This window comes from Mesorhizobium sp. M4A.F.Ca.ET.020.02.1.1 (genome assembly GCF_004022645.1).
Classification (GTDB): domain Bacteria; phylum Pseudomonadota; class Alphaproteobacteria; order Rhizobiales; family Rhizobiaceae; genus Mesorhizobium.
On sequence record NZ_RZOI01000673.1, the window covers coordinates 1 to 3,266 of the forward strand.

The following is a 3,266-nucleotide window of genomic DNA, read 5'->3' on the forward strand; positions in this document are numbered from 1 at the left end:
GGGTTAGAACATGCCCTCACGCCCGCACGGCGTCTCGAACATGCACAGATGATCAAACCCGTCCCCTCCACCGACCAATCCAGAGGAAAGCCGTCATGGCCGAAGTGAAGTCCGACATCGAGATCGCGCGCGCCGCCAGGAAGAAACAGATTCAGGAGATCGGCGCCAAGATCGGCATTCCGACCGAGCATCTCCTGCCCTACGGCCATGACAAGGCCAAGGTCTCGGCCGAGTTCATCAAGTCGGTGAAGGGCAACAAGGACGGCAAGCTGATCCTCGTCACCGCCATCAACCCGACCCCTGCCGGCGAAGGCAAGACCACGACCACCGTCGGTCTCGGCGACGGCTTGAACCGCATCGGCAAGAAGGCGGTCGTTTGCATCCGCGAAGCCTCGCTCGGCCCGAATTTCGGCGTCAAGGGCGGCGCCGCCGGCGGCGGCTACGCGCAGGTCGTGCCGATGGAGGACATGAACCTCCACTTCACCGGCGACTTTCACGCCATCACCACGGCGCACAATCTGCTGTCGGCGCTGATCGACAACCACATCTACTGGGGCAACGAACTCGGCATCGACACCCGCCGCGTCGCCTGGCGCCGCGTCATGGACATGAACGACCGGGCGCTGCGCGAGATGATCTGTTCGCTCGGCGGCGTCGCCAACGGTTATCCGCGCGAAGGCGGCTTCGACATCACCGTCGCCTCGGAAGTGATGGCGATCCTGTGCCTTGCCACCGACCTCAAGGACCTCGAGAAGCGCCTCGGCGACATTATCGTCGCCTACCGCCGCGACAAGTCGCCGGTCTATGCCCGCGACCTCAAGGCCGACGGCGCCATGGCGGTGCTGTTGAAGGACGCCATGCAGCCCAACCTGGTGCAGACGCTGGAGAACAACCCGGCCTTCGTCCATGGCGGTCCGTTCGCCAACATCGCCCATGGCTGCAACTCGGTCGTCGCCACAACGACGGCGCTGAAGCTCGCCGACTATGTCGTCACTGAAGCCGGCTTCGGCGCCGACCTCGGTGCCGAGAAATTCTTCGACATCAAGTGCCGCAAGGCCGGCCTCAAGCCGGCGGCCGCCGTTATCGTCGCCACCGTGCGCGCCATGAAGATGAATGGCGGCGTCAAGAAGGAAGACCTCGGCAAGGAGAACATCGAGGCGGTCAAGAAGGGCTGCCTCAACCTCGGCCGCCACATCGAGAACGTTAAGCAGTTCGGCGTGCCGGCGGTGGTGGCGATCAACCACTTCACCACCGACACCGAGACCGAAATCCAGGCGATGAAGGACTTCGTCAAGGCGCAGGGCGCCGAGGCGATCCTGTGCAAGCACTGGGCGCAAGGCTCGGCCGGCATCGAGGACCTCGCCAGGAAGGTCGTCGAGATCGCCGAGTCCGGCGCCTCGCAGTTCTCGCCGCTCTATCCCGACGAGATGCCGCTGTTCGAAAAGGTCAACACCATCGTCAAGCGCATCTACCGCGGCGACGAGGCGATCGCCGACAAGTCGATCCGCGACCAACTGCACGCCTGGGAGCAGGCCGGCTACGGCAACCTGCCGGTCTGCATGGCCAAGACCCAGTATTCGTTTTCGACCGACCCGAACCTGCGCGGTGCGCCGACCGGCCACACCGTGCCGGTGCGCGAGGTCCGGCTCTCGGCCGGCGCCGGCTTCGTCGTTATCATCTGCGGCGAGGTCATGACCATGCCCGGCCTGCCCAAGGCGCCGTCCTCCGAAAAGATTTTCCTCAACGAGGCCGGCCAGATCGAAGGCCTGTTCTAGGCTTCCTTTCGGCTGCGAAAACAAAGGGCGCCGCTTTCGCGGCGCCCTTTTCATTTGCGGATTTGAGCGCGGCTAAGCTGCATTGCGCGCCAGCGCGCGCTGGTTGGAAGCAAAGATCGTGTCGCGTTCCGGCAAAGCGCCGGTCTTCAGGCAGTCGACCCACTCGGCGATCTTGAGCACCGCCGCGAAGCGCGACTGCAGGATGATGGTGACCACGCGGTGGATGTCCTCGGCAGAAGCATAGCCGGCGCTGTTGGCGTAAGGCACCGAGCCGCTGGCGTCGGACAGGAACTCCACAGCAAAGCCCATATGCACGGCATGGATGATGGTCGACAGGTCGCAATTGTGCGTCATGTAGCCGACGACCGCGATCGTATCGATGGCATTGGCGCGCAGCCACGCCTCGAGATCGGTGCCGGTGAAGGCTGAGGGCAGCGTCTTCTCGACATAATGGTCGCGGCTTCGCCTGGCGATCTCGGGATGCAGCTCGCCGCCATGGCTTCCCTTGGCGAAGATCGGCGAGGTCTCCGGCGCCATCTGCTTGATGACCACTACCTTGACGCCGGCTTCCGCCGCCGCGTCCATGGCGTGCGCCACATTGACGACGCTGTCGCGGAACGGCGGATGCTGGATGGCGAGATTGCCGCCATCATAGTCGTTCTGGACGTCGACGACGACGAGGGCGCGGCGCGGCTGGGTGCTAATGGCTGGTGCGGACATGGCGATCTCCTTTCGACCGGGTTGATAGGCAGAAGCTAGGCCCGGCGCCAACGCGGCAAAAGTGTCCCGATTGACTTCATTCGAAAGAATTGGGACAATCTTGTCTGTTTTCTCCCGGAGCTCCCATGGCCGACCCGATCGTCGCCGTCATCGCCTTCGACGGCATCAGCCCCTTCCACCTCTCCGTGCCTTGCCTCGTGTTCGGCACGGACCGCACCAGGCTCGGCCTGCCGCGCTTCGATTTCCGCGTCTGCGCCATGGAGGAGGGACCGATCCACACCGACGCCGGGCTGACCATCGCCGTCCCGCATGGGCTTGCGGCACTCGACGATGCCGACATCGTCATCATTCCAAGCTGGAAGGATCTCGAAGACCCGCTTCCGGCGGTGCTGGTCGAGGCGCTCGGCCGCGCCCACCGGCGCGGCGCGCTGATCGTGGGACTGTGCCTCGGCACCTTCGCCATCGCCGCCGCGGGACTGCTCGGCGGACGCAAGGCAGCGACGCATTGGGCCTATACGGACAGGCTGCAGACGCTCCATCCCGACATCGCCGTCGATGCCGACGTGCTCTATGTCGACGACGGCGACATCGTAACCTCGGCCGGTGTCGCCGCCGGCCTCGACTGCTGCCTGCATATCGTGCGCGCCCGCTACGGCGCGGAAGTGGCGTTGCGGCTTGCCCGCCACGTCGTGCTGTCGCCGCACCGGCAAGGCGGCCAGGCGCAATTCATCGAGCGCCCGCTGGCGCCGACCTCGACCGCCGACCGGTTCG

General features: G+C 65.0%; 3 protein-coding genes. 2 read left to right on the top strand and 1 reads right to left on the bottom strand.

Annotated elements, in window-relative coordinates; all coding sequences use genetic code 11:
* Positions 1–95 precede the first annotated feature (95 nt).
* Positions 96–1,775 carry a formate--tetrahydrofolate ligase gene (locus EN742_RS29070; protein ID WP_126058628.1) on the top strand — a complete coding sequence of 560 codons (1,680 nt, stop codon included), beginning with the start codon at positions 96–98 and terminating at the stop codon, positions 1,773–1,775.
* A 72-nt stretch (positions 1,776–1,847) separates the two neighbouring features.
* Here EN742_RS29070 and EN742_RS29075 read toward each other — a convergent pair whose 3' ends face one another.
* Complete coding sequence (locus EN742_RS29075; protein ID WP_126058627.1) at positions 1,848–2,495, bottom strand: cysteine hydrolase family protein; 648 nt, start codon at positions 2,493–2,495, stop codon at positions 1,848–1,850.
* Positions 2,496–2,620: 125 nt separating this feature from the next.
* On the opposite strand from EN742_RS29075, the gene EN742_RS29080 reads away from it, so the two are divergent.
* Positions 2,621–3,266, top strand: a 646-nt coding sequence (locus EN742_RS29080) for a DJ-1/PfpI family protein (RefSeq protein WP_128333564.1), incomplete at its 3' end; no start/stop codon positions are given.